Here is a 21,902-nt window from a genome sequence, read left to right on the forward strand (position 1 = left end):
GTGAACGACCTTGCGCCCACTCGATCTAAAGCCCCTGACCCCTTGCTCGCCTTCCCCTATGACCTCCAATAATACCGACTGCTCAATAACCAGGAGTTCGGATTCCCTGATATTCTCTTGTTCGTACCTAAGGCTCGGCATACTCCGGGCGTCGCCATTATCTATGAAGAGAAGACGATGTACTTGCAGGGAGTCGTTGCACGAAAGAGTTTTGCGTCATGACCGATATGCCAATTCCTGCTCGATGTGGGTGCTATATGTATTACCATAAAACATTCGGCTCCTCAGTAAAATTCATGGGTGAGCTTTGGCTCAGGAAGCTTGCCAAGTGCATGATATAGCGCCATTTCGAGGATCTCCGGGGATCGGAAGCCGTACGATTTTCTGATGGTCAGTTTGGCCTTGGTGTTCAGGCCCTCGACGATGCCGTTGGAGATCTGGCCTTTGGCCTTGAACCAGTTCAGGATCAGCGGTCGGTGGCGCCGGCACATCCGGGCCATCTTCTTCATGGGTTCGATGCGGGAGCGCAACGCCGTCGTGCACCAGGCATCCAGGAACTTGCCGGCCCAGGTCGGCGAGGCGTACTCCCAGAACTGCTGGAAGTCTTCCTTCAGTAGGTAGGCCCGGACGCTTTTCAGGTTATAGCGCAGCAGTTCTTTGAGCCGTCCCTTCTGGGGGTGGTGAGATTCTCGGAGCGCTTCAAGAGGCACCAGCGGGACTTCTTCAGCACCGGCTCCCGGCCATTGCGTACCAGCTCTCGGGCCTCCTCGGCACGCACCTCATCCAAGGCGTCATTCATCTTGGCGACGATATGGAAACGGTCGAGGATATGCACGGCTTGGGAACAGCGTTCCCGAATCACGCGGATATAGGGTCGCCACATGTCCGAGCAGACGAACTCGATGCCGGCGCAGGTCTCCGGCCCCAGCATGGTGAAGAAGCCCTCGAAGGTCTTCACGGTGCGTTCCTTACCCACCCACAAGAGACGCACCATGCCGGCCTCGATCTGATAGGCGAGCGTGAGATATTTGTGCCCCCGGCTGTAGGCGATCTCGTCGACCCCGAAGGCCTTGATGGGGACCAAGACCCGGTGTTCCAGCCCCCAGCGCACGATCCACTCGACCGAGCGATACACCTGATCCCACGAGGTATGAAACGACCGGGAGACCTCCAACCATGAGAGTTTCCGGGCCCAGGTCCCAGCGCACGATCCACTCGACCGAGCGATACACCTGATCCCACGAGGTATGAAACGACCGGGAGACCTCCAACCATGAGAGTTTCCGGGCCCAGGTCGCAAGGAACTGCATGTAGGCTGTCGTCAAATGGTGTTTACCGCAGGCCCAGGGCAGGATCTCGGCGACAACGCCGCATGTGGGACAGTCCACACGCCGTCTTGCGTAAAGGAAGAAGACCGCGAATCCCCAAAACGGAAGGATCTCGGCGACAACGCCGCATGTGGGACAGTCCACACGCCGTCTTGCGTAAAGGAAGAAGACCGCGAATCCCCAAAACGGAATAAACTCAAAGGACCGTTCGGGCAGCCGGTCGTAACCCGCCCGGCGCTTCCCGCAGCCCGAGCAATAAGGCTTTGAGCCCTGACGGGGAATCACCTCGACCTCGATGGTGTTGGGGCGGGTCTCGGCAAACCAGGTCTTACCATACACGAAGCCCTTGAAATGATGACAACGATTCAATAATGTCGTGAGTTCCATGGTTAAGCGCGCAGCCTCCTCGATTCAGGGTTCGCCACGGGCGTCTTCGGAGGCCCTGGTGACACTCAAGACCTATTGTAAAGACATCGAGCGCTGGCCAGAAAGCTGGGCGGGCTTCCCCGATCTGGACGTGCCGGTGGGCGAACGGATCGCGGCGGAGTTTACGCCCTTTCTCCTGGCCTTGATCGCCGAACACCGGACGAAGAAAACCGTGAAGAAGTACGCCGATTATCTCTGGATCTTGGGCGGCGAGATTATTCATCGGACCCACTTCGAGGAGCGCGACCGGCGACTATCCGGTCGCGCCCTCATTCTCAAATACATTCACGCGCAGGGTGGTCCTTTGTGGAACGATGCGCGACGATGCGCGTTATGTGCGCGAGCATGAGGCCTACGATACCGTGTGTGCCCACTTCTACCGGTTCCTGACGGGCTCCGAGCCCTGAATTGCACCCACTAATTTCGCTGAAGAGCCAAACATTCTTATCTTCTCATAATCTTTGTCACGCCTGACACTGAGGAGATAACTCGCTGGGCCATGGTCGTGAAACACATCAAATAGCTCGACACTCATCCAGATATTGCCCAAGAAGAGAAATCATGGTGGGGCCGTCAATCACATCCGCGCGCCTGAGCGCCAAAATCAGGTTCTCTGTCTCATCATTGGCTCGCACATCATCATCAGATAAGTGTGTGATGAGTTCAGCTAGGGCATCGGTACCGGTCCTCACATACACCACCCCATGTCGCCGGGCAAGTTCTTCCACATACCGTCTGACACTGCCTTCGCGCGCGCTATCCCGCATCGCTATCTCCTATCTCTCCTCCTAATGCCGGCCGCCCATGCAAATGTTATTGGCGACATACACTGCCGCTCACCATAAGGTAAAACAGTCGCATCCGCGCCACGATCCGGTTGGCGTGCGCCGCATGCCCGAGCTCCATACGGCATGGCATCAACGCCGCGATAGTGATGGCTGATCATTTCTAACAATCGGCGAACAGCCTTCTCGGCTTCGGCATCCCTTCTAGTCGCCACCACACTCGGGATCTTCCGTGCTACGGAGCATATGACAATTTAATCGGCGGAACATGCGCATAACGCCATGCGCACGACCATCTTACTCGTCGCAGTTCACACAAAGCCGGGCATCGGCCATCAATAAGATGGTCAATAAGGTGACACGGTACATCGTCACGTTATTGTCTGCAGCAGTCACCAAAGTGACGATTGATGCCCTCTTCAGATCCCCGGCCACGCCGCGCGCCATCCCCGATTTTACGGACATAACCATTATTATTGACAATATTTTATCCCATTTTGTCGTGTTTTGTCTATTGAATGATAAACCCCCTATTGTACAAAATACTGGACAATAAACAGCGGCGCACCGCCATCAACCAGCGGCGACTCTTCACGGCCTGGGAGGTGCGGCAAGAGTCGCAACGGACGCAGGGCGGGCTCTCCTGGCAGCGTACGGGCAACAAGGACAGTCTTGTGCGCGCTCTGTCTCGTGGCGTCATAAAAAGCCTGGTTCCCCGCTCCTTCGACACCGAGCGGACTCTTGCCAATTTCCAGGCGCGCAAGGCCGCCATCCCGAACAGGCGGCACCTCTTCGATGAGCGTCTGGCCCGTCAGGCGCGCGTCTACCGGGCTTTCGTTGGGGTGTGTTTCGAAAATGGCGGGGCGATCCTGCGCGCCCTAGGCGACATGAGGCACGACCGCGAGGCCACGACGATTATTGGCGCGCACACGCTCTACGCCTACGAAGGCCTGGCGGGTGTCCACTTCGTCAGTGATCTTCTGACCACCAGGACCTGGATGTGTTGTGAGATGCGCGGAACAGATCCCTTCGCGTGGCATGCTGGCGGCACCCCGAAAAATCGGTTGTTCGTTTGACGTGTTGCGCCATGCCCCCTTTTTGAGCCGTCAATCAGGAAGGCTTTATGATGCACCTTTGCAAGAATGCGCGCCGATACATAAAACGCCCAGGCACTCGTTTGCGCCTGATGATGGGTGTGTGGCTGTGGAGGTCCCGTCGATAGGTAGCAGCATCTCGCCGCCGAGCATCGATGGCCTCCTGTCCCCGCGGGGGGTGGGCCGTGCATAGCTTCTATGGGGCGCATCTCATAGCGGAGCAGAGAGATGGTGGTCCACAATGTGAGTATTGCGCAGCGTTAGCGGCGCAACTTTGACAGAACCGTGCCCCTCCAGAGCAGCAATTCTCAATGTGAAGTGATGGATCTCCGAATACTCGGTGACAGTGTAATAACTTCCGTGTTTGAGCACCTCCGAGCCAGATGCTGGGCGCCGACCGGCATCCGCCGGCGCTACTGGATACCCATGGTCGGCGTCACATTGAGAATTGCTGCTTCCATAGGCCAGCCCAGCCCTTGCCTTCCGTAAAGTCCGGGGTATAATCCTGCGCTTCATTTTACGAGAACCGTTAGGAACTCCCATGCGCTGCACGATACGCCATAACGCCCTGAGGATCACGGATGCCCTGCTGTGGGCGTCCGTGTGGCAGGGCGTGCGCACGCAGGCGGGGGGCGGCGCACCGGGACTGCGATAGGTCGGTCCCGGCCTTCTCTAAAAACCCCGCGTGTTGGTCGCCGCGGGGTTTTTTTATAGGGGTCCGTGGCGTGATCCGGGGGGACCCCATCCCCAAGGCGAGAAACGGTCATGACCACGTTCCGCGAATCCTTGATGGCCTCAAACGACTTTATCCGCTACGGCGACCGTGGTTGCCCGCTGGTCGTGCCTACGCCCCTTGCTCGCGCCCTGCAATGGGAACGGGCGGCGCGCGAGGACGAAGAGGATCGGCTACGAGCGGATCAGGTTGCCCCACTGAAACCAGCGCCACCGCCAGGGACGGCCATACCGGTCGCACCTAGGCGCACACGACGGCGGATGGGCCTTCCGATCTTCGATGCGCAACTCGTGGCGCGCGAGATTAAGGACGCGGCCAAGGGCCGGCGCGACGAGCCCGTGCGGCTCCTGCAGGTGCTGCACGACGCAGCCCGGGATGACGGCCTGCGGCCTGTGATCCGACCATCGCGCTCAACCTTGCAACGCCTCAGCCGGGACCTGCGCCAGGGATTCCCGAACTTTGGCGCGGCGATCGACGCCCTGCTGCCGGAGCTCGCCCTCCAGGGCCGGCGGCGGCCGGAGGCTTTTCGGGTGGCGCCCCTCCTCCTGCACGGAACCCCGGGGATCGGCAAGACCACCTTTGCCGCGGCCCTGGCCGGGTACCTGAAAGTCGACTGCGAGGTCATCTCCGCGGGCGGCACTCAGGGGGCCTTCGAGATCGCTGGCACAAGCCGCCACTGGTCAACCACGAGCCCGGGGCGGGTCGCGACACTCCTTGCGCGGGGGCGCACGGCCTGCTCGGTGCTGGTGATCGATGAAGTGGACAAGCTGAGCGGGGACCAGCAGCACCCGACGGTGCCGGCACTCCTCGACCTGCTCGAGGAAAGGAGCGCCCGGCGGTTTCGGGATGCCAGCCTGGAGTTCACATGCGACGCCAGTCGCCTCCTGATCCTCGCCACCGCCAACGATATCGAGCGGGTGCCCGCGCCGTTGCGCTCGCGGCTGCGGGAGGTGGCCATTGCGCTGCCCACCCCGCTCGAGCGTCGCGAGATCGCCGCCGGCATGAGCGCGCGACTCTTGCAGGGACTGCGACCCGCCGATCGCCCGGTCCTGGACGCAGAGGTCCTGGAACGGTTGGCGACAGCCCCAATCGATCTGCGCGAGGTGCAGCGACGCCTCGCTCAAGCGGTGGGGGCGGCGGTTCTGGCGGGCCGGCGACGGGTCGGCGTAGCCGACCTCCCAGTGACCACCGAGGAAGCACGGCCCCGCATGGGCTTTGTCGAGTAGGATTCGGACCCCGTACCGGGGTCCGGTTTTTTTTCTATGAGGCGTCCGACGACGCCCGCGATTTCAGGAGGTCTGCATGGACGCATCGGTGAAGCCGTTTGAGCGCATCCTCTTTGCCGGCGACGTCCATGGCGACATGGCCCATATCCTGCCGATCCTGCGCACGGAACGGCCTGCGGCCTTGGTGCTTTTGGGCGACATCCAGACCCAGGTGCTGTGGGCGGAGCTCACGGCCCCCTGGGAGACGCTTGGCTGCACGGTCTGGTTCATTCCAGGCAACCACGACAGCGATACGGTGGAGGGTTGGGCGCATCTTGCAGCGGTCCCCGAGCGCAATCTCGATGGGCGCGTGGTGACCATCGCGGGCGTACGCATCGCGGGCCTAGGCGGAGTCTTTCGAGGACGAATCTGGGATGGGACGCAGAGCGCAGCCTTTGCGTCCCATGCCGACTACGCAGCGTGCGTACAGGCGAAGGCGGGCCGCGCGGGCGGGCCTTCGGAGGCCGACCGGGGGCGACTCTTACGGCACCACTCGTCGATCTTCCCAGAGACCTATGAGACACTTGCCGCCCAATCCGCGGATATCCTCGTGACCCATGAGGCACCGAGTTGTCATCCGCATGGCTTCGCGGCGATCGATACCCTTGCGCAATGCCTGCGCGTGGCGCGTGTCTTCCATGGGCACCATCACGACAATCAGGACTATGGCGACCGTTGCGCGCCCCTACGCTTCGTCGCCCAGGGAGTGGGGCTGCGTGGGGTGACGGACGGCACGGGGCGCGTGATCCGTCCCGGCCTCCTCGATCATGCGCGCGGGAGCCGCTGAAAGAGCGCGTCTCACACAGGCGCAAGCCCCCGGGGCGCGCAACGCATGAGAACTGAAACCCGCTATGCAGGCGATCGCCTGCATGGGCCGCGAGGCCCTATACTCCCTTGGAGGGGGAGACCATGACGCTAAGACTCCATGTGCTGTCGGATCTGCATCTCGAGTTCGCGGCCCTCCCGCGCCGGCAGGTGGCGGCGGTCCCCTGCGATGTGCATATCCTCGCAGGGGATATCGGTGTGGGCCTCCTCGGGCTCGACTGGGCGCTTGCTACCTTCACGCGCCCTGTGATCTATGTGATGGGCAACCACGAGTTCTACGGCAAACGCACCGTGCCCGACCTGTGGCGCGCGGCCTATACCAAGGTCCGGGGGACCCATGTGCACCTCCTCGAAAACGCGGCGGTCGTGATCGAGGGCGTGCGCTTTCTTGGGGCGACCTTGTGGACCGATTTGTGTCTGGCGGGCTATCTGTCCTTCGAGCGAACCACCATGGCGGTTACCGAGATCATGAACGACTACACGCAGATCCGTCTGGGACGGTATCCCAAATGGCCGCTCACCCCCGCCATGGCCTGCGCCTGGCACGACGAGAGCGCCGCCTTCCTTGAGCACGCGCTGGTGGAGCCGGCAAGCGCGCCAGGGGATAGCGGCGCCCTCTCCTACCACCGCACGGTGGTCGTCACCCACCACGCGCCCCATCCGCAGAGTCTGGGCAAGAAGCCGCCCTATACTGCCGAGGATGCGGCCTATGCGAGCGATTTGAGTGATCTTGTGGCCCACGCCGATCTCTGGATCCATGGCCACATCCACACCCATTGCGACTATCGCCTGCCTACTCCAAGCAAGAGATCCATGCGCGTCATCGCCAATCCTCGCGGCTATGACGGCATGGTGCCAGTGGCAGGGTTCGATGCGCGCTGGACGGTAGAGGTCTGAGGGACCTGTCTTGCCGTTTTTTATAGAAGGCGGGGCGATGGCGCAGGCCATGTCCGGTCTGCGATGTATCGTCCTATCGGGGCAGGTAGGTGAACACGTCTCCGCTCAGTTTTGCCTGCCTCACATCGAGATGAATGAGCTTGGTCACCTCCTCAAAAGCCTGGGCTTCCCGGGCGAGACGTGTGATCCAAGGCCTTGCCACTCTCACCAAGACGCGTTGCGCCAAGCGCCACGGTGTGGTTTCGGGCCATCCGATGCCGCAGTTTGCGAATTTCCTCACACTGAAGACGGGCGGACGCAACTCCTATAGCGGCATGTGCGGCCGGACGCCCTCGCAGGGGCGACTGTGCGCCTAAGGCAAACCAGTCTCACGTAGCTACTTCACCCCGCGGATTCCGGTCGAAGATGACCGATCAATCCGGGCGAAGATGACCGGCCAGAGAGCCGGTCGCGTTGGATGATTTTTACACTACATAATCACAGACCGTCAATGGTCTTGGCCTCCTGTGTGTGGGTGTTCTGGAGATCAGGCCGGGCAGACGGAGAGCGCCCCGATTTCTTGGCGTGATCGGAGGGCGCAAGCGCGGCGTACACTGCAAGCTCCCCTCGCAGTCGTCCGCATTCCTCGGTGCGCTCATCGTGCTGGCGCCGCGCCTCCTCCAGCTCCGCCTTCAGTTCCGCGATACGCGCCTCCAGCTGACCGATCTGCGCGACGTGCGCGGCCACACGGGTCTCGGCGGTGGCCAGGGCCGGCTGCAGGGTCGCGATCCGGCCCTCCTGGTCCTGTACGGTGCGCTCAAGCCGCGTGACCTCCTGCAGGGCCTCCTGCGCCTGCGCCTGGGACTGCGCGATCTCGGCGCCCGCCGCCGTGCGCGCGGCCTGGACCTCGTGCTGGGCGAGTTCCCAGGCCGCGGTCCAGACTCGCGTCAGGGCCTGGTGCGCGACGGCCTCGATCGCGGGCGGCAGGGAAGGAAGCGGAGGGGTGGGGGCCTGGCTTCTCCAGGCACGCAGATGCTGGGAGAGGGTCGTGAAGCTGCCCTGACCCAGGGCCTCGCGAAGGGCCTGGACGGTGACCGGTTGCGCGCGATCGACGAGCGCCTGCGCGGCGGCAAAGACCTGGTCTTGGGTGATACCGGGACGGGACATGAGAACTCCTGTAGGGGGTGAGTTCATTACGTGCTCCGGAGCCGATTTGCGTCTTTACATGAAAGTCGATTACGCTTGTGGGAAATAACAAAACGCTCTGGGACCACTACATGCGCCATTGGACAAGCCTTCTAACCGCGTTCCTCATATTTGCAATACTAACGATCATATCCTTTAAGATCACTCAAAGTCTGTGTTCTGGTGTCTCCGGTGGCTTGGTGCGACAACTGACGTTTGCAAGCATCGTCCAAGCTATTTTTGGAGCAGGCGCGATATTCGCGGTCACCTGGGTTTTGCTGATTTACGCAGAACACATGGATCAATTGGCGGACATGCAGACCCACTCGCATAAACACAATGCCGATGTATCCCGCCTCAATAGACTAGAAGAGTATCTCCGGAATTCCTCACAACTCCTGATAGCCCTGCATAGTTCCGCGGCAAGGATTGCCTACGCCTTCAAGTCGATAGAACCTCGCGTATCAGCGGGCCCCAAGGACCGCGCCTGGACAGACACTGAGGTAGACGACCTCTGGACTAATGCCATCAAGGGAATGCCGCTTGGCTTCCATGCCTTCTTCAAGGTCCTGGATCAGATACCGGAAGACCCGCTACTGGCGCCTTTGGTAGAGGAAAATTTGGGAAAAACGCCTACTTCCCCTATAACACAGCCGGCAAGGCAGAAGTTTCCTCGCTGATCTCCTATATCAGCATGATCCGGGCCACCTATAATCTGTCCCGCGGGGAGCAGAGCCTGACGAGTGTTGAGGACGATCCAACTACGAGCCATCGAGCTGCCATAATAAGCCTAAAAGAGAATCCGGGCCTGCAGCACCAGGCGCTCAGAGGGCTCTCGCGACTGACACTTAGAGATATGTTTGGAACGCTGTGTTTGGATGGCATCAGCGGAATTTTTAAGGCGCTGCCAAAGAGCAAGGATGTTGTAGGCCATCTCGTGACAAACGATTCTGGTATCACAAAGAAGGAAAGCACAGGCATGTCTCCGAACAAAAAGCTTTCGGATCGTGAACTCCTTGAAACGCAATCACCATATTACCGCATCCTGCGCCGCATGAGCGAAGACATGGAGCAGCGCTTCAATGATGTCCTGGAAATCTTCAATGCACCGCCTGTGATCCGTCTCAGACAAGAGGTCCCGGAATCGAAAGAGGGAGCTGGTAGGGCCGTGAATTGAATAGTGTTTGAGACCTATTTGGTAAGACAAACGCTGTAGCAACGAGCGATTTAATGGGCTTTTTGTGCAGGAGTCCTAAGAAGACCTCAACTACCAGCGTAAGATTGCGGTGACCGCAAGACCGCATATGGGTGGCGGAGGTCCTGGAACACGATGTTCCGGGTCTCCAGGCCACTGCGCTTGAGCCCCGCGGGATTCACGGGAATCGTCCAGGCACACGACGCATTATCCATCTGGCCGCATGGCTGGTCCCGCGGACTACGCGCCCCCGCTCCGCTCTCCATGGCACGCAGCGAAGGTCGTGACTATCCCTGCCAAGCGCTTCTCACTACACCCGGATGTAAAGAAACCGGCATAAGCAATCAGTACAGTCCTTAGGATCACAGGCACCCATACCCTGGCCTCTAGTATCTCGCCTTCGAAACATTCGAGCAGCGGCATGCGGCTTACCGTAGTGTCCGTCGCTTCGAGGACTGATCGCGCGCGTCGCATTGTCCGTGTAACCGACAACCCGAGGTCCGCTTTGTGCCGAACGTGAGCGTTCCCGCGCAATTTTACCCGCACCATACCGGTACGACTCGAACGAGGTCAATCTCCTCTCCGCAATGGTTGCATCGAATGTCACTGCCGTCTGCATGGTCCCGGCCGTAAGACGCCACCATGCAGATGCATTCTTTTAGGCCCGTGGATCGCGTACTTTAAGGACCGAGAACTCGGGGAAATCGCGATCGCGGGTATACGTCGTGACACCGTTGCCTGCAAGTATCGATGCAAGGTACGCATCGAGAACCAGATTTCCGCGCGTCGGCACATCGACGATCATCTTGCGGTAGATCTCCCAGAACCGATCCTCCTCCTCGCCGATCACGCGGCAATGCGGGAGACTATGTAGTACCTCGACGTTGCACATTGCTCCGTCGTGCATGAGTGGCCGTTCGAAAATGTTTGGGCGGGTCGCCATGCGCAGACAGCTCATAATGTGAGCTACGCAAAACAGAGCAACTCGCGCCCATTGGCGCTTTTCTCTAGGAACGCCGCAGCTTTCTCATACAATAGGATGCTATCGTACGGAGACGTATAGCAATATCGTGATGTCGACGCTGAAGCTCATCGCCTCAGGTCGTCCCTGGTATCGATGAGCGCGTGCTTATCGGCCAGATCGACACGTCCACGCATCGGTCGCGCGATCCATGTGAAAACCGGCGCCGCCGGTTGTGAACCGCGCTCCCGGGTGGTCGCGAGCGCAAGGGCCAGCAGATCTGATACCAACCGTCCCAGAGACTTGCCCTCACGCCGCTGCGGGCGCTTTAACTTCTTAAGGATCGGATCATCAATGTCGACAGTGGTACGCATGATTCATGATACCAGTTAATACCGCGTCTGCTGGCAATAATGTGTAGATCCACACCACACCGGCGCGGCATACGCCCCACATCGAGGCCAATCCCAAGTGCCCACGTCTCCCCTACTGCGCCAACGCGTCATCAATCCGGATAGCACGCTGTCTCGCCGGTCGAGCGGCGAGTGTCGCACAATAACACTCGAACGCCGGACACGCTTCGATGGTGCCAAACTGCATGCCGTACGCCAGATGGGAACCGACGTACACATCGGCCGCGGTAAACTGGTCACCCAGCAAATACGGTCGCGCCCCCTGCGTCACCGCCTCAAGGGCATCCATGACATCTTCGTAACGGCCGTAGCCGATCATGCGCTCGCGCTCCGGCGGCACGATGAAACCAAGCGCCTTATTACTCGTCGCGGCTTCGAGAGGGCCCGCAACAAAGAAAAGCCAGCGATAGTACGGCCCGCGCTCACGACTGAGGGGCGGCGGCGCGAGTCCCGCCGCCGGAAAGGCATCGGCCAGATAGGCGCAGATCGCCGCCACCTCGGTGACGACGGTGTCGCCATGGCGGATAGCTGGAACTTTGCCCATGGGGTTGATGGCGTGGTAGTCCGCACCCTTCAACGTCGTCGCAAAGTCGAGCACCACCGCTTCATAAGGGACACCCACCTCTTCGAGCATCCAGCGTACGATTCGTCCGCGCGATTGGGGGTTTGTATAGAAGGTCAACGTATTGGGGTTCACAGTGAATCTCATTATATAAGTGACGGGTGATTGGGTAAGCCGTGCGCTACATGGACCCGAACGTGCGCGTTATGCGCGATGGGCGTGCATGCCTGCGCCGTGTTCATGAGCTGCCCGCATGCGCCACGGCAACACCCGTTCCCTTTCGGGCATCGAGGGCCTGCACTCCGGGCCGCCAACGGCGCATGTGGGCGAACGAGCCAATGAGGAGCCTCTTGGGCGCGTCAGCGGTCCGCAAACCCGTAAAGGGGGTGACAATAGCGAGATCCGTGAGCGCGGCTGCGCTGTCACAAACCCGTCCTCGACCGGTGAGGTGTGTATCGAGGACCTTGCCGAACTCGCGGACCATGTCTTCGTCGCGCTGGACTGCAGCACGGTCTGGGGCCTCCGTCCGGTCGCGCCCTTTATGGCATACTCCCTATGCAGACTCCCAACGGCCAGCGTGAGATGTGGGCCGCACCAGGAGAGCCAGTGGTTGACGTCGGCCCGCACGCGCGTCTTCGCCAGATGAATGGTCTGCCTCGGCGGCTTGTCCGCCAGATACTGCCTGATGGCATGGGATTCCCGCAGGACGAAACCGTTGTCTTCGCGCGCGGGCGCGCGGCCGTTGGGATTCCATTTCACAAAACGCGGCCGATGCTGCTCCCCTTTTTGCCAATCGACGAGGGCCAGATCAATCGATGCGTTGAGATGCCGCACCGTCATGACCGCTCGGCGGGCGTTGTCGGAGTCGGCGGCTGTCAAGGTACCTGTCGCCTGATCATTTAGGCCGCGTCGCATTGTGAGGTGTCTTGGCACTCCTCGGTCGGGCGATTGAGCCATACTTCGGCAGGCAAGGACCAGTTCCGGTTTAGGCCGCGTCGCATTGTGAGGTGTCTTGGCACTCCTCGGTCGGGCGATTGAGCCATACTTCGGCAGGCAAGGACCAGTTCCGGATGCTACGGCTCCAGCGTTCGGGATGTTGCGCGCGGGCGGCCTCGTAGATCCGGGTGCGATGGGCGAAGATGGCGTGGTCGGCGCCCGTATGACGCTCCGCGGGACTCACAAATTTCAGGTTGCGATGCTTGTGGTGGTGGTTATACCAACGCACGAAGGCGAGCATCCAGGCTCGCGCCTTTGCGAGGCTTCCGAAGGCGCCCGGATAGCCGGGGCGGTATTTGCAGGTGCGGAACAGGCTTTCGGCATAGGCGTTGTCGTCGGACACACCCGGACGGCTGTACGAACGACGCACGCCGAGCGCATCGAGGGTCGCGACGAAGGTGGAGGCCTTCATGGGACTGCCGTTATCCTGATGGAGTACGAGCGGCCGCCTGTCCGTCACGCCCTCGCGCACGAGTGCCTGACGGATCAGGGCGGCGGCGTGATCCCCGGACTCCTCCTCATGGACCTCGTGGGCGACGATCTTGCGCGAGTAGATGTCGAGCACGAGATACAGAAAGAAGAATTGGCCGCTTACGGGGCCGGGCAGGTATGAGATGTCCCAGCACCACAGCGTATTGGCGCCCCGCGCGCGGTGACGTGGGATGGGACGGGTATCGGGCGTCTTCGCGCGGCCCCTGTGCGCCAGCTGGTTGGCGGCGCGCAGCAGGCGATAGAGCGTGGATTCGGAGGCGATATAGCGCCCCTCGTCGGCCAGCCGTGGCACGATCTGGGTAGGCGGCAGGCTTGCAAAGCGCGGTTCGTTGACCACACGCAGGGCTTCGGCCCGCTCGGCCTCCGAGAGGCGATTGGGGGTACGGGCCGATGCGCCTGCGGCCGCCGGTCGGAGCCCACGACCCCCGTCTGCGTCCAGCGCTCCAAGGTCCGAAGTGTAATACCAAGCTCTCTGCAGGCGACCCGCTTGCGGGCCCCGGCGGCTACGGCCTCGTGAATCAGCATAACGGCGGCTTGGCGATCTGGGGTGCTGATCATGCGTCCTCCTCGTCCCCCAGATCGCCGCGGCTTTTTTTCGTAAGGCAAGCAGCGCGGCGGTCTCCGCCAGCGCCTTGTCCTTGCGGGCGAGCTCACGCTCTAGGACCTTGCGCTGCCTCTGCTCGGCCATAAGCGCTTCCCGGTGCGCCTTGGTGGATATGGACCCACCCTCCAGGGCCTGACAGGCGTCCGTGCGCCATGCCTTGACCTCCTCGGGGTAGAGGCCGTGTCGGCGGCAATATTCGCCGAGCTCGGCTTCATTCAAGCCCGCGGTCTCCACCACCACGGTAAGCTTCTGCGCGGCCTGGCGTTTCACGGGCGGCCTTCCTCCCGGCATATCCGCTGCCTCCTTTGGGCGTATTGTCTTGCGCCAATCATACAGCGTCCAGCAAGAGATGCCCGTCTCCCGGGCGAGCTCTGGGATGGACAGGTCAGGGGTGGCCAGCATCTTGCGGATCACCGACTCCTTCCGTTCTTTGGCGTAGCGCATCATGGTTGTCGACTCTCTTTCTGCCCCCAAGGGTTTCATACAAGAGGCGACAGGTAGTCTGACAGCGGGGGGCATCTTGCGGATCACCGACTCCTTCCGTTCTTTGGCGTAGCGCATCATGGTTGTCGACTCTCTTTCTGCCCCCAAGGGTTTCATACAAGAGGCGACAGGTAGTCTGACAGCGGGGGGAGTATGGATGGTGGTACAGGCGCATCACGCTGCCTCCTCGCAATAGTGGGAACCCGTAGAAACATGCTAAGCCCCGGTCGCGTCAGTTTCTGTCAGCAGTGTCGTCCGCCCTACCGGCGGGATTGCGTGCTTCACGCTGTTGTTCCCAAAGCCTTGCGAGCTCCCTCCGTGGCCGAGGATACGTGGCGCCGGTGGTCTCAAGACGCGCGATCCGGTCAGCGCGGAAGTGCCGGAAGTCTCCTCTCAACTCGCACCAGGCGGCCACCAGCTGCACACCCTCGAAGAATGCGAGCGCCACCGGCCAGATCACACGCTCCGTTTCGACTCCGGCGAGATTAACGTAACGGATCTTGAGCTTGCGCTCATGACGGATGGCCTCCCTGAGAGCGCCCAGGCTAGTCACCTGTTCCGTTGCTTTCCCGAATCTTGGCGCCCACAGGCCGATCTCGGCGATCTCTTCGCGCAGGTCTTTGGGCGATGCGGTGGCGATCTTCGCCAACGCCGAATCGACAGCCCGCGCAAGCGTCGGGTCGCCTTGCCCTTTCACCCAGCGAGTGCCGAGAACAAGCGCCTCCAGTTCCTCGGCGTTGAACATGAGTGGCGGCAGGAAGAACCCGGCACGCAGCCGATAACCGACCCCCGCCTCGCCATCTATGGGTGCGCCGAGCCCGACCAGTGTCTGCACATCGCGATAGACCGTGCGCAGGGATACGGAGAGCTCCTCGGCCAGCTGCGCCGCCGCGACGGCGCGTCTCCGGCCGCGCAAAGCGTCCATGAGCTTAAAAAGACGCGTTGTTTTGCTCATGATTGCGAACCTTGGTACTCCGTTATACCGAGACATACCCTATGCGCCTGAAGGCCGCCCGGTCTTTAGGCCTTATGCTGACGAGACCGGAGTCTTAGGGCGCGAGACCCTCTTTCGCGCCCAATAGATCTCGACCCAGGCGGCACTTCGCGCCCGCGCGAGATGCGACCGCGATGCAACCCCTCGACACCAATGCCCGGGGCGGCCAATTCCTTCCGGCCCCGGGACATCGTCTCGAATTCCCGTTTCGTGGCGCCACGCCATCGGGTCTCACACATCGCCGCGCGCACCCACGCCGCGAGTTCCCCGCGACGGGATTGTAACAGGTACAGCCTCTCAGAAAGCGGCCTGGCATGGCTTGCGAGGGCGGCGGGACGGGGCGTCTGTGGTCGGATGCAGGCGCCGATCAACGCCAAGCGTTCGCTCAAGTGCGAAGCAACGGGCCTCGCAATCCCCCAAATAACTATGGCAACTCCCAGAGCGGGACCACGACCGGCACGAAGGCCGCGGGTCGCATGGGCTAGGGCGAAACGGACATTCCGCAGCGCACATCGAGAGCCAGCGCGCGCTTGATCGCGCCGACGGGGATCCGGCGCGCAGCGGATATGCCACGTGCGCGCGGCACCGCCACCTTGCCAAACGAGGGCCGCCCGCATCGATCCCCAGATAAAAGCGCATAATACAGAGGACTGAGGAAGATCACTCCTCCCATTGCACTTTTGAGGCCGCCTGCGGTCTACCCCTATCAAGATAAGGAACAAAACAAGATCCCGGGAGGACTCCCCCATGTATTCACGCAAGGCACCATCTGCCACATGGCGGCATCCCGTCTGGTCGACCGCCCGCAAAGATTGTGTCGGCACAGCGCTGGGCGCCTCCAAGGTCTGGTTCACGATGGGACACGGTATCGTCACCGAGGTCTTTTACCCCAGCATCGATATTCCGCAGATCCGTGACCTCGGCTTTATCATCGCCGACGATCAAGGATTCTGGCAGGAACTGAAGACCCTACCGGATCCCCATATCGACTTCCACGACCCCCACGTGCCTCTGCCCACCACGACCCACCATCATCCCCGCTTCGAAATGACATTCCGCGTCTGTCCCGATCCCCAACGCGACGTCCTGCTGATCGATTTCACACTCCGCGGTGACAACGCCATGCGTCCCTATGTCCTGTGTGCAGCTCGCCTCGGCGAGGATGCGCAACGTAACCATGCATGGGCCGGCACATGGGCCGGGCGTCCCGTGTTGTGGGCGGAACAGGGACCATTTGGTCTCGCTTTGACTTGCCGAACAGCAAATGGCGACGCGGCTCTTATCTGCCGTTCAGTGGGCGAGGTAGGGGTCAGTGATCTCTGGCAGGACTTTCATCAGCATGGGCGCATGTCCTGGCAGTACGACGAAGCGGGGCCCGGCGAAGTAGCCCTGGCTGCGGAACTTCCACGCTCCGGGACACTGGCACTTGGCCTTGGCAGCAGCAAGGAGGCGGCCGCCACCAACGCCTGGTCATCACTTGCCCAGGGATTCGGCCCATGTCTCAATCTCTATACCGCACGCTGGCAGGCCTGGCATGCGAGCCATCCCCCGCCCTCGCAACTCGCCCGCCATCTACCGGCCGCCATCGAGACCCTTTATATCCGTTCGGCCAATGTGCTGAAGATTCACGAAGACCGCACCTTCCCCGGGGCCTTGGTGGCCAGTCTGTCGATCCCCTGGGGCGAGGCCAGTGATAGCCTGGGTGGCTATCACCTCGTATGGTCACGCGACCTGGTGGAGAGCGCCGGGGCCCTGCTTGCCATCGGCGCTCACGTCGAGGCCCGCCAGGTCCTCACCTACCTCATCAGCACCCAGCAGGCCGACGGTCACTGGTTTCAGAATCAATGGCTTGGTGGAAAACCCTTTTGGCAAGGCGTGCAACTCGATGAGGCCGGATTTCCTGTACTGTTGGCCGCCGCCCTTGACGCCCAGCACGCACTGAACGATATCCCCATCCGCGACATGGTTTTTCGGGCACTGCGCTTTATCGTTCGCGAGGGCCCCGTCACCCGCCAGGACCGGTGGGAAGAAGACAGCGGTATCAACGCCTTTACTCTGGCGGTCGTGATCGCAGCGCTCGTGGAAGGCGCCCCCTACCTCGACGATAAGGCGCGCGCGCTCGCACTGATGGTCGCCGATCACTGGAATACGCGCATCGAGGCCTGGACCTATGCCAAGGGGGGCGACTTTGCCCACCAGTTTGGGGTCACCGGCCACTATATCCGCGTGACCCCCGCCGACATACTGCGCGACTGTCGTGCCGACCAGGAGATGGTGCCGATCAAGAACCGGTCAGACAATCCGCAGCTGGCCGCCGATAAGCAGGTCTCCAACGATTTTTTGCAGCTTGTCCGCTACGGCTTGCGCCGCGCAGACGATCCGCGGATAGCGGAGTCTATCGTCGTCATGGATGGCCTGCTAAAGAGCGACACCCCAAGCGGCCCTGTCTGGCATCGCTACAATGACGATGGTTATGGTGAACATATCGACGGCTCCCCTTTCGATGGCAGCGGCGTCGGACGCGGCTGGCCGCTTTTGGTGGGAGAACGCGGCCACTACGCGATCTGCGCGGGCGAAGACCCGTTGCCCTACCTGCAGGCGATGAGTCGCATGACGGGGGCCGGCGGACTCTTGCCCGAGCAGGTCTGGGATAGCCCGCCCATACCCGAACGCGGGCTATTTCCCGGCGCGCCGAGCGGGTCGGCGATGCCTTTGGTTTGGGCGCACGCCGAATTCGTCAAGCTCTGTCACAGCCACCTGCTCGGATATCCGGTCGACCGTCCGGTTCACACGTTCGCGCGTTACCAGGGCCTGCGGCCCCATCTCGATTTTCGTCTATGGACCCTGAAAGAACGCCCACGCGACATCAAGGCCGATGAGGAACTGCGCGTCCTGCTGCCGACACCATTTGTCGTACATTTCGGTCACAACGGCTGGCGGGACCTGACCGACATCCCATCCGAAGATTATGGTCTCGCCCATCTGGCAATCCTGCCGACGCGGACGATGACGGCCGGCACCGTCATGGATTTCACGATTCACTGGGCAGACGGCACTTGGCTCGGCGAAGATATTCACATCGATATCACAGGAGGTAGCGCATGATTACGGTAGATCTTTCCGGGCGGCGGGCGCTCGTGACAGGGGCGAGCGGGGGTCTGGGGCGGGCGATGGCGGAAATGCTGGCCCAGGCGGGCGCCCAGATAGCGGTTCATTACTGCAAGGGACAAGCGCAAGCCGAGGCGGTGGTGCAAACCATCACCAGCCAAGGCGGCAAGGCTCAGGCCTTCGCCGCTGACCTCTCCGATCCCGCCGCCGTCACTACCCTCATGCAGCAAGCGAGCGCTGCCCTGGGAGGACTCGACATCCTTGTCAATAACGCGGGCTTCGATGGTCAACGGGCACCGGTCGGCGAAGACGACCCCGCACACTGGCAGAAAGTTCTGGCCGTCGACCTGCTCGGACCCTATTACTGCGCGCGAGCCGTCCTCCCTCACATGATCAAGGCCAGGCGCGGAGTCATCATCAATATCACATCAGTCCATGAATTCATTCCCTGGGAAGGCTATAGCGCTTACACGAGCGCCAAGGCCGGCTTGTCGATGTTCACCAAAACCCTGGCCCAGGAAACCGCCGACAAGGCGATCCGCGTGGTGGCGATCGCACCGGGCGCCATCCAGACGCCGATCAACGAGGCGGTCTGGAATGATCCGAATGCCCTCAAGGATCTCGATGACAAGATTTCTATGGGGCGCCTCGGTACACCCACAGAGATCGCCTCGGTGGTGACCTTCCTGGCAAGCGATCTGGCAAGTTACATTACCGGTACCACCATAGCCGTCGATGGTGGCATGCTGATCTATCCGGAATTCCGACATGGCGGGTAGCGTATAGGTACCGACATTCTGGTTATCGGTCCAGACATCGGCGGCGGCATCCCCGCGCGGGTGCCCGCTTGTTCGGCGCTATGGATCTTAGTCATGGAGCAAGGTCACTACCAGGTGCGCGAATGGGCCAAAGGACAACCGGAAGCGGTATCCGGCAAGCGCCGTTTGACGCCGGTGACACCGGGCGTGAACAGCGCGGAGGACCGCTCACGGCGGCAATGGATCATCACGCGAGCGGTAACGCCGGGTTTTACGAAGCCGCCATCGTGCGCCGCCGCAAGACCGATTTTCGGGCGCGCCGCCATACCAAGGACATGAGCGCCGCCCATCCCCCGCTGATCATGATAGCCAATGCCCTGCGCGTGGCCGACCCTACATGCACAACCGGGAATGAGGGGACGTGGTGAGGCGCGGGGCAGCTGCCATTTACAGCGCGGGCTTCCTGCAAGGATCGGCGTTTGTGCTGATTCCGGCGCTCGGCGGCATCCTGCACCGTGCACCCTACCATCTGAATAATAGCACCTATGGTCTTTTGTACTTCCCTGAGATCCTGGGCGCGATCGTGGCGGCCCTGGCCGCAGGGGCGCTCTTGCTGCGCTTTCAGACCACCGGCCTGTTCCGCCTGGGCGCCATGGCCAACGCCGTCGCCATGGCGCTGCTTGTTGCAGCCTTTTTTGCGCACGGCACCCTGGTGGTCATCCTGCTGCTGACCGAAACCCTGATGCTGGGGATTGGTTTTGGTCTCACCAATGCCATGATCAATCGCGCCGCCTCCCGTCTCTTCCAGAAATCCGCCACCAGCGCGGTGACGATCCTGAATGCCGTCATTGGCGGCGCCACGGCTATGTCCCCTCTCCTGCTCGCAGGTTTCGGTCATGTCCTGGCGTGGGTGCTGTGGCCAGCCCTTCTGTGCCTTGCCTGGCTCATTCTTCCCCTCTTGCCCGAACCGGAAGACAGCGCACCTGAACGGGGTGGACTGCGCGCCTGGCGTCCATCGATGCTGCCGTTTGCCGCAGCCATCCTGCTGTACGCGATTTGCGAAGGCAGTTTTGGCAGCTGGGCCAATGTCCTCGTGAGTGTCGACCACCACCTGCCGGCGGCCACCGGCGCGCTGGCTTTGTCGCTTTTCTGGGGCGGCATGACGGTTGCGCGTTTTGTGTTCGGCGCGATCGATCACTTCATCCATCGGCGCCTCCTCTACCAAGCCGTGCCGCTTGGTATAGCCACCTGCTTTCTGGTGATCCCGGAACTGCGGTCAGGCACGCACTTCTTGCTGGGCTTCGCCGTCGCCGGCGCAGCCTGCGGCATTTATTATCCTTACTCCATGAGCTATGGCATCGCATCCCACCCCCAGGAAGGCACGCAGATGGCCGGCCTCTTGGTTGGCAGCCTTATGATCGGCGAAGGGATCGGTTCATTTGGTTTGGGTCCATTGCAACACTGGCTGTCGCTGGCAACGATCTATCACCTGTCCGCCCTGTGGGCGATCCCGCTGATGGTGCTCGCCTGGCGCAACAGCCGGACGCTGGCGCCAGAGATCCGTCATGGCTAAACACGTGCTGATTCTCGGAGGGGGATTTGCCGGGCTCGCGGCGGCACGGGCACTACAAGGCACCCCTTGCACCGTGACGCTCGTTGATCACAACAATTACCACCTGTTCCAACCGCTCCTCTATCAGGTCGCCACCGGCGAACTGCCGACAGAGGCAATCGCCACGCCGCTGCGGCCATTGCTGGCACCGACCGGCGCACACTTTCGGCTGGGGCGTGTCCTTGCCATCGACCTCGCCGCTCGCACTGTCCAGCTCGCCGAAAACGCCACCCTCTCCTATGATTATCTGATAGTGGCCTTGGGCAGCGTCACGAATTTCTTTGGTCATGCCGACCTGGCCCTGCATGCCTTCGACCTGAAGGGGGTGGAAGTCGCCGAACAGGCGCGCTCGCGCATTCTTTATGCCTTTGAACGGGCCATGAGCTGCACAGCCGCCGCCGAGCGCTCGGCTTGGCTTACGTTTGTGGTCGCCGGAGGGGGTGCCACTGGGGTGGAGTTCGCCGCGGCCCTCCTGGAACTCATACGGATCCTGATACGCAGACGTTACCCCGACCTCCAGAAGACCCCACCGCGCGTTGTGCTGATTCAAGGGGGATCGGCACTGCTACCGGGTTTTGCGCCGTCGCTGCAGGCGGCAGCCGCCGCCAAGATCCGGGCACTGCACGGCGATATTCTGTTCGATACGCATGTTACCGCCTATGACGGCCAGACGGTACAAAGCCCCTCGGTCGCACCCTTGCCGGCCCGCACCCTGGTGTGGACGGCCGGCGTACGCGCCCACCCACTGACAGCCGCCCTGCCAGGAGCGGATCCCCACAGCGGTCGCGTCGTCACAGATGCCCGGCTCCGGGTGAGCGATCACCCCGAGGTCTTCGTGGTCGGTGATGGTCTCGCCTCGCGCCATCAACCTCCGTGGCCCCAGGTGGCACCGCTTGCTATTGAAAGCGGGCGGTACGCGGCGACGGTCATTCGCGCCGCGCTCCTGCAACGCCCTCCGCCACCTCCTTTCATCTACCGAGATCCCGGCAGCATGGTGGTGCTGGGCCGCTACGACGCCGTCTGCCAAATCGACCGCTGGCACATACGCTGGCGAGGCCCCGGCGCCTGGCTTTTATGGATCGGTCTGCATCTTTATCGCATCATGGGTACGCGCAATCGTGTCCTGACCCTTATTGACTGGGCGGCCGACTACGGAAGCCACGGAAATGCCATAGAAATCATCCGCAAGGGACAACCCTGACAGGTA

General features: G+C 61.5%; 21 protein-coding genes and 1 pseudogene. 12 read left to right on the forward strand and 10 right to left on the reverse strand.

Annotation, left to right across the window (positions count from 1 at the left end; genetic code table 11):
- Window positions 1-284 precede the first annotated feature (284 nt).
- Window positions 285-1,715 (reverse strand): annotated as a pseudogene (locus C4901_RS09780) (ISL3 family transposase).
- Here C4901_RS09780 and C4901_RS09785 point away from each other — a divergent pair.
- On the forward strand, window positions 1,714-2,103 hold the full coding sequence (locus C4901_RS09785) for a hypothetical protein (protein WP_110137170.1): 390 nt from the start codon (window positions 1,714-1,716) through the stop codon (window positions 2,101-2,103). The pseudogene C4901_RS09780 and the gene C4901_RS09785 sit on opposite strands and share 2 nt — an antisense overlap.
- A 166-nt stretch (window positions 2,104-2,269) precedes the next feature.
- On the opposite strand, the gene C4901_RS09790 is transcribed toward C4901_RS09785, so the two are convergent.
- A complete protein-coding gene (locus C4901_RS09790; protein WP_110137171.1) occupies window positions 2,270-2,521 on the reverse strand; it encodes a hypothetical protein in 252 nt (83 codons plus the stop codon).
- Window positions 2,522-2,836: 315 nt separating this feature from the next.
- The gene (locus tag C4901_RS17690; RefSeq protein WP_168185659.1) at window positions 2,837-3,004 is read right to left on the reverse strand and encodes a hypothetical protein; all 168 of its coding nucleotides are present in this window, start codon (window positions 3,002-3,004) and stop codon (window positions 2,837-2,839) included.
- A gap of 68 nt (window positions 3,005-3,072) precedes the next feature.
- On the opposite strand from C4901_RS17690, the gene C4901_RS09795 reads away from it, so the two are divergent.
- From C4901_RS09795 to C4901_RS09810, 4 genes are all read left to right on the forward strand, one after another.
- Complete coding sequence (locus tag C4901_RS09795) at window positions 3,073-3,615, forward strand: hypothetical protein (protein ID WP_110137172.1); 543 nt, start codon at window positions 3,073-3,075, stop codon at window positions 3,613-3,615.
- Window positions 3,616-4,398: 783 nt separating this feature from the next.
- On the forward strand, window positions 4,399-5,592 hold the full coding sequence (locus C4901_RS09800) for an AAA family ATPase (protein WP_110137173.1): 1,194 nt from the start codon (window positions 4,399-4,401) through the stop codon (window positions 5,590-5,592).
- Window positions 5,593-5,668: 76 nt separating this feature from the next.
- A complete protein-coding gene (locus C4901_RS09805; RefSeq protein WP_110137174.1) occupies window positions 5,669-6,418 on the forward strand; it encodes a metallophosphoesterase in 750 nt (249 codons plus the stop codon).
- A 122-nt stretch (window positions 6,419-6,540) separates the two neighbouring features.
- Entirely contained in the window at window positions 6,541-7,353 is an 813-nt protein-coding gene (locus C4901_RS09810) for a metallophosphoesterase (protein ID WP_145960687.1), read from the forward strand.
- Window positions 7,354-7,830: 477 nt separating this feature from the next.
- Here the strand turns inward: C4901_RS09810 and C4901_RS09815 are convergent, their stop codons facing one another.
- Window positions 7,831-8,499 carry a DNA-binding protein gene (locus C4901_RS09815; protein WP_168185660.1) on the reverse strand — a complete coding sequence of 223 codons (669 nt, stop codon included), beginning with the start codon at window positions 8,497-8,499 and terminating at the stop codon, window positions 7,831-7,833.
- 77 nt (window positions 8,500-8,576) lie between these two features.
- Here C4901_RS09815 and C4901_RS09820 point away from each other — a divergent pair, with 77 nt between their 5' ends.
- The gene (locus C4901_RS09820; RefSeq protein WP_110137177.1) at window positions 8,577-9,197 is read left to right on the forward strand and encodes a hypothetical protein; all 621 of its coding nucleotides are present in this window, start codon (window positions 8,577-8,579) and stop codon (window positions 9,195-9,197) included.
- 14 nt (window positions 9,198-9,211) lie between these two features.
- The gene (locus C4901_RS09825; protein ID WP_145960688.1) at window positions 9,212-9,694 is read left to right on the forward strand and encodes a hypothetical protein; all 483 of its coding nucleotides are present in this window, start codon (window positions 9,212-9,214) and stop codon (window positions 9,692-9,694) included.
- A 676-nt stretch (window positions 9,695-10,370) separates the two neighbouring features.
- Here C4901_RS09825 and C4901_RS17295 read toward each other — a convergent pair.
- The 6 genes from C4901_RS17295 to C4901_RS09855 form a co-directional block, all read right to left on the reverse strand.
- Complete coding sequence (locus tag C4901_RS17295) at window positions 10,371-10,562, reverse strand: hypothetical protein (RefSeq protein WP_145960689.1); 192 nt, start codon at window positions 10,560-10,562, stop codon at window positions 10,371-10,373.
- A 239-nt stretch (window positions 10,563-10,801) separates the two neighbouring features.
- Complete coding sequence (locus C4901_RS09835; RefSeq protein WP_110137180.1) at window positions 10,802-11,047, reverse strand: antitoxin; 246 nt, start codon at window positions 11,045-11,047, stop codon at window positions 10,802-10,804.
- Window positions 11,048-11,159: 112 nt separating this feature from the next.
- On the reverse strand, window positions 11,160-11,720 hold the full coding sequence (locus C4901_RS09840) for a glutathione S-transferase family protein (RefSeq protein ID WP_370445979.1): 561 nt from the start codon (window positions 11,718-11,720) through the stop codon (window positions 11,160-11,162).
- A 132-nt stretch (window positions 11,721-11,852) separates the two neighbouring features.
- Window positions 11,853-12,605, reverse strand: a complete 753-nt coding sequence (locus C4901_RS19405) for a glutathione S-transferase family protein (RefSeq protein WP_110137182.1) — start codon at window positions 12,603-12,605, stop codon at window positions 11,853-11,855.
- Window positions 12,606-12,633: 28 nt separating this feature from the next.
- Window positions 12,634-14,187 carry an IS3 family transposase gene (locus C4901_RS09850; protein WP_240611745.1) on the reverse strand — a complete coding sequence of 518 codons (1,554 nt, stop codon included), beginning with the start codon at window positions 14,185-14,187 and terminating at the stop codon, window positions 12,634-12,636.
- Window positions 14,188-14,455: 268 nt separating this feature from the next.
- Complete coding sequence (locus C4901_RS09855) at window positions 14,456-15,178, reverse strand: YafY family protein (RefSeq protein ID WP_110137183.1); 723 nt, start codon at window positions 15,176-15,178, stop codon at window positions 14,456-14,458.
- A gap of 786 nt (window positions 15,179-15,964) precedes the next feature.
- Between C4901_RS09855 and C4901_RS09860 the strand changes: the two genes are divergently transcribed.
- The 5 genes from C4901_RS09860 (at window position 15,965) to C4901_RS09880 (ending at window position 21,896) form a co-directional block, all read left to right on the forward strand.
- Window positions 15,965-18,322, forward strand: a complete 2,358-nt coding sequence (locus C4901_RS09860; RefSeq protein WP_110137184.1) for a glycoside hydrolase family 15 protein — start codon at window positions 15,965-15,967, stop codon at window positions 18,320-18,322.
- Entirely contained in the window at window positions 18,319-19,104 is a 786-nt protein-coding gene (fabG, locus tag C4901_RS09865; RefSeq protein ID WP_110137185.1) for a 3-oxoacyl-ACP reductase FabG, read from the forward strand. Before C4901_RS09860 ends, fabG begins: the two co-directional genes overlap by 4 nt.
- Window positions 19,105-19,226: 122 nt before the next feature.
- Window positions 19,227-19,511, forward strand: a complete 285-nt coding sequence (locus C4901_RS09870) for a hypothetical protein (protein WP_145960690.1) — start codon at window positions 19,227-19,229, stop codon at window positions 19,509-19,511.
- A 53-nt stretch (window positions 19,512-19,564) separates the two neighbouring features.
- A complete protein-coding gene (locus tag C4901_RS09875) occupies window positions 19,565-20,656 on the forward strand; it encodes a sugar MFS transporter (RefSeq protein WP_205735931.1) in 1,092 nt (363 codons plus the stop codon).
- Window positions 20,649-21,896 (forward strand): NAD(P)/FAD-dependent oxidoreductase, encoded by a 1,248-nt coding sequence (locus tag C4901_RS09880; protein ID WP_110137187.1) that lies wholly within the window; start codon window positions 20,649-20,651, stop codon window positions 21,894-21,896. The genes C4901_RS09875 and C4901_RS09880 overlap by 8 nt, the downstream gene beginning before the upstream one ends.
- Window positions 21,897-21,902: the final 6 nt, after the last annotated feature.

Origin of the sequence: Acidiferrobacter sp. SPIII_3, from assembly GCF_003184265.1 — a bacterium.
GTDB lineage: Bacteria > Pseudomonadota > Gammaproteobacteria > Acidiferrobacterales > Acidiferrobacteraceae > Acidiferrobacter.